The following is a 6858-nucleotide window of genomic DNA, read 5'->3' as shown; positions in this document are numbered from 1 at the left end:
CCCGGTCTGTGAGTATGGATTCCGGGCTCGCCGCTGCGCGGCGCCCCGGAATGACTGCGCGAGTGCAGTAGGCTCCCAACCTAACTCAGCGCCTATGCGCGAATGCGGGGCCCCAGCGCCAGAACCCTGGATTCCCGCTTGCGCGGGAATGAGCGGAGGTCGGGGCCGGCACCCTCGGCATCCCGCTTGACAGCGCGCCGACGGCGCGCAAAGCCCTCGCCCATGGTTTCCGACACCGTCACGCCGGCGCGCCCGGCAGCGTCCCTGTCCGATCTCCTGCGTGCCGGCCGGCCGCTGGTGATGGGCGTGCTCAACGTCACGCCGGACTCCTTCTCGGACGGCGGCCGCTTCTTCGCTCCCGAAACCGCCATCGCGCAGGCGCGAAAGATGGTCGCCGACGGCCCCGACATCATCGATGTCGGGGCGGAGTCGACGCGGCCCTATGGCGGCGCGACGCCGATCACGGCGGCGGACGAGATCGCCCGGCTCGCCCCGGTGCTGCCGGCCGTGGTCGGCCTCGGCGTGCCGGTGTCGATCGACACCATGAAGGCCGAGGTCGCGGCCTTCGCGCTCGACCAGGGCGCCACGATCCTCAACGACGTGTGGGGCCTGCAGGGCGATCCGGCGATGGCGCCGCTCGCCGCCGCCCGCCGCGTGCCCATCATTGCCATGCACAACCGCAAGGCTGCCGATCCGGCGATCGACATCGTCGCCGACATCGAGGCGTTCTTCGCCCGGACGCTGGCGATCGCCGAAGCGGCCGGCCTGGAGGCGGAGCAGATCGTGCTCGATCCCGGCATCGGCTTCGGCAAGACGCCGCAGCAGAGCATCGCGACACTGGCGGCGCTGCCGCGCTTTCGCGCCTTCGGGCGGCCCCTGCTGGTCGGCGCCTCGCGCAAGCGATTCATCGACACGGTGTCGCCGGCGACGCCGCAGGAGCGCATCGGCGGCTCGCTCGCCGCCCACCTGCTCGCCGTGCTCGACGGGGCTGCCATCGTGCGGGCCCACGACGTCCAAGAAACCGCCCAGGCGCTCAGAGTCGCGCAAGCCATCCGGAACGCCCGATGACCTCCGCTCCCGACACCGTCTTCATCACCGGCCTCGCGCTCCACGCCTATCACGGCGTGATGGAGCACGAGCGCACCGTCGGCCAGACCTTCCTGCTCGATCTCACGCTGTCGGCGGATCTCGGCGAGGCATCGCGCACCGACAAGCATTCGACGACCGTGTCCTACGACCAGGTGGTGGACTGCGCCGCCCGGGCCTTTGCGGCGAAGCGCTTCCGCCTGGTCGAGGCGGCGGCCGGCGCGGTCGCCGACGCGATCCTGGAGGCCTTCCCGCGGGTCGTGGACGTTCGCATCACGGTGCACAAGCCGCATGCGCCGATCCCCGCCACCTTCACGGATGTCGGCGTCTCGATCCTTCGCGCCCGGCATGGCTGAGGCCGTCCTCTCGCTCGGCGGCAATCTCGGCGATCCTCGCGCGACCCTGGCGCGCGCCATCGATCTCCTCTGCGACGGCGAGGCGGTGCGGCTGATCGCGCGCTCCTCCGACTGGCGCACGCCCCCCTGGGGCGATCCCGACCAGCCGGCCTTCGTCAATCTGTGCCTGATCGTCGAGACGACGCTCGCCCCGCGTGAGCTGCTGGCACGGGCCCGCGACGTCGAGACGGCGCTCGGCCGCAACCGGTCCGCCGAGCGCCGGTGGGGACCGCGTACTGTCGACATCGACATCGTCACGATCGGCGACGACACCAGCGGCGAGCTGATCGTCGACGAGCCGGGCCTGACCCTGCCGCATCCGCGTGCCCTGGAGCGCGCCTTCGTGCTGGCGCCGCTCGCCGAGATCGCACCGCAGCAACGTGTCGCCGGCATGACGGCGCGCGACGCTTTGGCGCATCTCGACGTTGCCGGAGTCGAACGACTGCCCTAGCAAATAACGAGAAATCCGCAGGGCGCGCGCCCAGACCACCGCTGCGAATGCTTGCGGACGCGGCCCGCATACGGACCTATACTTACAAATCAGGACGCACCCAGCGCGTCGCGTGGGTCCAGCTATGCATAGCTCACGCCTTCCTTGGCGAAGCGGCCTAGTCGTGGCATCTTCCCGCCCATGACGCACACCGCCGAAGACCTCACACTCGCCGCCGAGTTTCCGCCGGCCACCCGCGAGCAATGGCTCGCGCTCGTCGAAGGCACGCTCAAGGGCGCGCCGTTCGAAAAACGGCTCGTCGCCAAGACCTATGACGGGCTGCGCATCGAGCCGCTCTATCCGAGCGACCGCACCGCCCGTCCCGTGGCCGCGCGCGCGAGCGGCGCGCCCTGGCAGGTGCTGCAGCGGGTCGACCATCCCGATCCGAAGACCGCCAATGCCGAGGCGCTGCACGACCTCGAGAACGGCGCCACCGGGCTGACGCTGGTGTTTGCCGGCAGCCTCGGCGCCCACGGCTACGGCATCGGCTGGGACGCCGACACGCTCGCCAAGGTGCTGGACGGCGTTCGGCTCGACGCGATCACGCTGGAGCTGCAGCTCTCGCCGCAGGCCAAGGACGCGCCGCAACGCCTCGCCGAGTTCGTCGAGGCGCGCGGGTTCTCGCCCGGCGCGCTCGACATCCGCTTCGGCATCGATCCGCTCGGCGTCATCGCCGCGACCGGGGTCGGACGGGTCGCCTGGCCCGACATGACGCCCTCGTTCGTGACGCGGGTCCGCGATCTCGCCGCCCGCGGCTTCAAGGGGCCGTTCGCCGTCGCCGACAGCCGCGTCGTGCACGACGCCGGCGGCTCGGAGGCGCAGGAGCTCGCCTATGCGCTCGCCGTCGGGATCGCCTATGTGCGGGCGCTCGAGGCCGACGGAGTACCGCTCGACGCGGCGCGCCGCACGCTGAGCTTCCGCGTCGCGGCCGACGCCGACCAGTTCCTGACGATCGCCAAGATCCGCGCCCTGCGGAAGCTGTGGGCCCGGGTCGAGGAGGCCTGTAGCCTCGCCCCGGCGCATGTCGTGGTGTCGGCCGAGACGGCCTGGCGGATGATGACGCGGCGCGACCCCGCCGTGAACATGCTGCGCGCGACCGTCGCGGTGTTCGCCGCCGGCGTCGGCGGCGCCGATGCCGTCACGGTGGTGCCGTGGACGGCGCCGCTCGGCCTGCCCGACCGCGATGCGCGGCGCACCGCCCGCAACACTCAGCTCATCCTGCTGGAGGAGTCGTATCTGGCCAAGGTCTCCGATCCGACGGCCGGCGCGGGCGGTATCGAGGAGCTGACCCGTCAGCTCTGCGCCAGCGCCTGGACGCTGTTCCAGGAGATCGAATCGGGCGGCGGCATCTGGGCCGTGCTCAGCCAGGGCACGCTGCAGAAGAAGATCGCGGCGGTTCGGGCGGCGCGCGAGAAGGCCGTCGCGTCGCGTCGCGAAGCGATCACCGGCACCAGCGAGTTCCCGAACATCGCCGAGGCGCCCGTGACCGTGCTCGACGTCGCCCCGGTCAAGGTGCCGCCGATCACGACCAGCGTCGCGATCGAACCGATTGCGCCGATGCGGATCTCCGCCGCCTACGAGGCCCTGCGCGACGCCTCCGACACTGCGCTCGCCAAGACCGGATCGCGGCCGAAGGTGTTTTTGGCCAATCTCGGCCGGCTCGCCGAGTTCACGGCGCGCGCCACCTTCACCAAGAACTTCTTCGAGGCGGGCGGCATCCAGGCGATCGGCAACGACGGCTTCCTGACCGACGGCAAGACCGATCTCGCCGCGCTCGTTTCGGCGTTCCGCGAATCCGGTGCGACGCTCGCCTGCCTGTGCTCGTCCGACAAGGTGTACCCCGTGGAGGCCGCTGCGGCCGCCAAGGCGCTCGTCGCGGCCGGCGCGAAGCAGGTTTACCTGGCCGGACGGCCGGGCGAGATCGAAGCCGAGCTCAAGGCGGCCGGGGTGACGCACTTCGTCTTCATGGGCTGCGACGTGCTCGCGACCCTGCAGGAAGCGCAGCGGCTCGCCGGGACCGCGTAAGCCCGAGGACGAACACGGCACGCGCCGCGCGGACTGTCTGCGCGGCCGGCCGGACGCCAGAGCGCATGTCGACGACGTATCGATCCATGTGGGCGTCCAAGATTCTGGATTGACGACACGGCGGCCGGCGGGTCGCTTTACTCGCACGAGGCTCGAAATGACCAGGATTCCGGATTTCGCCACGGTCGCGTTCGCTGACACCGCCAATCCGCCGGCCCCGACCGGGACCGCGGCGCCGCCCTGGCTGACGCCGGAAGGCGTCACGGTGAAGCCGTTCTACACGTCGGCCGACCTCGCCGGCCTCGACTTCCTCGACACCTATCCGGGCATCCCGCCGTTCCTGCGCGGGCCCTACCCTGCCATGTACGTCACCCAGCCCTGGACGGTCCGCCAATACGCCGGCTTCTCGACCGCCGAGGATTCAAACGCCTTCTACCGGCGCAATCTCGCAGCCGGCCAGAAGGGCCTGTCGGTCGCCTTCGACCTCGCCACCCACCGCGGCTACGACTCGGATCACCCGCGCGTCTCCGGCGACGTCGGCATGGCCGGCGTGGCGATCGATTCCATCTACGACATGCGCACGCTGTTCTCCGGCATCCCGCTCGACCAGATGAGCGTGTCGATGACCATGAACGGCGCCGTGCTGCCGATCCTGGCACTCTACATCGTCGCCGCGGAGGAGCAGGGCGTGCCGCCCGTGAAGCTCGCCGGCACGATCCAGAACGACATCCTCAAAGAGTTCATGGTACGGAACACCTACATCTATCCGCCCCTGCCCTCGATGCGGATCATCTCCGACATCTTCGCCTTCACCTCGGCCAACATGCCGAAGTTCAACTCGATCTCGATCTCCGGCTATCACATGCAGGAGGCGGGTGCGACGCAGGACCTCGAGCTCGCCTACACGCTGGCCGACGGCGTCGAGTATGTGCGGGCCGGCGTCGCCACCGGGCTGACCATCGACAAGTTCGCGCCGCGCCTGTCGTTCTTCTGGGCGATCGGCATGAACTTCTTCATGGAGGTGGCGAAGCTGCGCGCCGCCCGCCTGCTGTGGGCGAAGCTGATCAAGCCGTTCGATCCGAAGGACACGCGCTCGCTGTCGCTGCGCACCCATTCGCAGACCTCGGGCTGGTCGCTGACCGCACAGGACGTCTACAACAACGTGGCGCGCACCGCGATCGAGGCGATGGCGGCGACGCAGGGCCACACCCAGTCGCTGCACACCAACGCGCTCGACGAGGCGCTGGCCCTGCCGACCGACTTTTCGGCCCGGATTGCCAGAAACACCCAGCTCTTCCTGCAGCAGGAGAGCGGCACGACCCGTATCGCCGATCCGTGGGGCGGCTCGTTCTATGTCGAGCGGCTCACCTACGAGCTCGCCAAGACCGCCTGGGGCCACATCCAGGAGATCGAGGAGCTCGGCGGCATGGCCAAGGCCATCGAGGCCGGCATTCCCAAGCTGCGCATCGAGGAGGCCTCGGCCAAGACCCAGGCCCGCATCGACTCCGGCCTGCAGTCGGTGATCGGCGTCAACAAGTACAAGCCCGAGCACGAGGCGACGCTCGACGTGCGGAAGGTGGACAACTCGGCGGTCCGCCAGATGCAGATCGAGAAGCTCGAGCGGCTGCGGGCGGAGCGTGATCCGAAGGCCGTCGAGGCAGCGCTCGACGCCCTCACCCACGCGGCCGCCGACCCCTCCAAGGGTAACCTGCTGGCGTTGGCGGTCGACGCGGCGCGGGCCAAGGCGACGGTCGGCGAGATCTCGCTGGCGCTGGAGAAGGTGTTCGGCCGGCATCGGGCCGAGATCCGGGCGATCTCGGGTGTCTACAAGCGGGAGGCCGGCGCGATGTCGCAAGGGATCGATCGGGTGCAGAAGCTGGTCGCGCAGTTCGAGCGCGACGAGGGTCGCCGGCCCCGCATCCTGGTCGCCAAGGTCGGCCAGGACGGTCACGACCGCGGCCAGAAGGTGATCGCCTCGGCCTTCGCGGACCTCGGCTTCGACGTCGACATCGGCCCGCTGTTCGCCACACCCGGCGAGGCGGCCCGGCAGGCGGTGGAGAACGACGTCCACATCGTCGGCGTGTCGTCGCTGGCCGCCGGCCATCTCACGCTGGTGCCCGAGCTGAAGGCGGCGCTGGCGGCGGAAGGCCGGCCCGACATCATGATCGTGGTCGGCGGCGTGATCCCGCCGCAGGACTGGGACGCGCTGAAGGCCTTCGGGGCCGAAGCGATCTTCCCGCCCGGCACCGTCATATCGGATGCGGCGGCGGATCTGGTGAAGTCCCTCAACCGCCGGCTCGGCCACGCGCGCGAGGCAGCGGAGTAGCGGCTGACGTCCGAACCCCGAAGCGGGTCACGGATACCAAGACAGTGCGGCCGGCATTTCCGGATGCCGGCCGTTTCGGTTCCGGCAGCCGCATCATGCCCGCGATCCCGTCTCCCCGTCCTCCATCCGAGCGCCGCAAGCGACGGCTGGCGCGCGAGCTCGTCGCCCTCCAGGCGATGCGCGGCCACTTCCGCACCCGCGAGATCGTCTGGGCCGTGCTGTCGATCCCGCTGCTCGCCTTGCTCTGCCTGATCGTCGCCCTCAAGCTGCACTGGCTGTCGGAGTCGCCTGCGCTCGCCATCGGCGGGGCGCTCGCGGCCGGCGTGGCGATCTGGTGGGTCGGACGACGCTGGTTCGCGCTCGCGGCGCTGATCGTGATCGGACTCCTGGTCATCGCCTTCGAGGACATTCCGGATCTCGGCAGCTTCAGCAGCGACGACAAGCCGGACCGCAAGGCGGCGCGACGCGAAAAGCTCGAGCGCGCCATTGCCAGGCGCGAGGCCTTGCTGCAGGGAAGCGGCCGACCCTCACCATGA

6 protein-coding genes are annotated in these 6858 nt (G+C 70.2%); all 6 read left to right on the top strand.

The window, feature by feature from the left end; genetic code table 11:
• The first annotated feature begins 300 nt into the window (after positions 1-300).
• The 6 genes from folP (at position 301) to HXX10_RS11900 (ending at position 6858) form a co-directional block, all read left to right on the top strand.
• On the top strand, positions 301-1068 hold the full coding sequence (gene folP, locus HXX10_RS11925) for a dihydropteroate synthase (RefSeq protein ID WP_296522453.1): 768 nt from the start codon (positions 301-303) through the stop codon (positions 1066-1068).
• Positions 1065-1442 (top strand): dihydroneopterin aldolase, encoded by a 378-nt coding sequence (gene folB / locus HXX10_RS11920; RefSeq protein ID WP_296522443.1) that lies wholly within the window; start codon positions 1065-1067, stop codon positions 1440-1442. Before folP ends, folB begins: the two co-directional genes overlap by 4 nt.
• Positions 1435-1932 (top strand): 2-amino-4-hydroxy-6-hydroxymethyldihydropteridine diphosphokinase, encoded by a 498-nt coding sequence (gene folK, locus HXX10_RS11915; RefSeq protein ID WP_296522441.1) that lies wholly within the window; start codon positions 1435-1437, stop codon positions 1930-1932. The genes folB and folK overlap by 8 nt, the downstream gene beginning before the upstream one ends.
• Positions 1933-2112: 180 nt before the next feature.
• On the top strand, positions 2113-3996 hold the full coding sequence (locus HXX10_RS11910) for a methylmalonyl-CoA mutase subunit beta (RefSeq protein ID WP_296522439.1): 1884 nt from the start codon (positions 2113-2115) through the stop codon (positions 3994-3996).
• 157 nt (positions 3997-4153) lie between these two features.
• Positions 4154-6322 (top strand): methylmalonyl-CoA mutase, encoded by a 2169-nt coding sequence (gene scpA, locus HXX10_RS11905; RefSeq protein ID WP_296522438.1) that lies wholly within the window; start codon positions 4154-4156, stop codon positions 6320-6322.
• 95 nt (positions 6323-6417) lie between these two features.
• The gene (locus tag HXX10_RS11900; protein ID WP_296522436.1) at positions 6418-6858 is read left to right on the top strand and encodes a hypothetical protein; all 441 of its coding nucleotides are present in this window, start codon (positions 6418-6420) and stop codon (positions 6856-6858) included.

It is taken from the genome of Rhodoplanes sp. (assembly GCF_013377085.1).
GTDB lineage: Bacteria > Pseudomonadota > Alphaproteobacteria > Rhizobiales > Xanthobacteraceae > Rhodoplanes.
This window is presented reverse-complemented; position numbering and strand designations above follow the sequence as displayed.

Coding starts and splice junctions, on each gene's coding strand:
- folK (WP_296522441.1), top strand. CDS start 1,435: ATGGCTGAGGCCGTCCTCTCGCTCGGCGGCAATCTCGGCGATCCTCGC.
- folB (WP_296522443.1), top strand. CDS start 1,065: ATGACCTCCGCTCCCGACACCGTCTTCATCACCGGCCTCGCGCTCCAC.
- scpA (WP_296522438.1), top strand. CDS start 4,154: ATGACCAGGATTCCGGATTTCGCCACGGTCGCGTTCGCTGACACCGCC.
- folP (WP_296522453.1), top strand. CDS start 301: ATGGGCGTGCTCAACGTCACGCCGGACTCCTTCTCGGACGGCGGCCGC.
- HXX10_RS11900 (WP_296522436.1), top strand. CDS start 6,418: ATGCCCGCGATCCCGTCTCCCCGTCCTCCATCCGAGCGCCGCAAGCGA.
- HXX10_RS11910 (WP_296522439.1), top strand. CDS start 2,113: ATGACGCACACCGCCGAAGACCTCACACTCGCCGCCGAGTTTCCGCCG.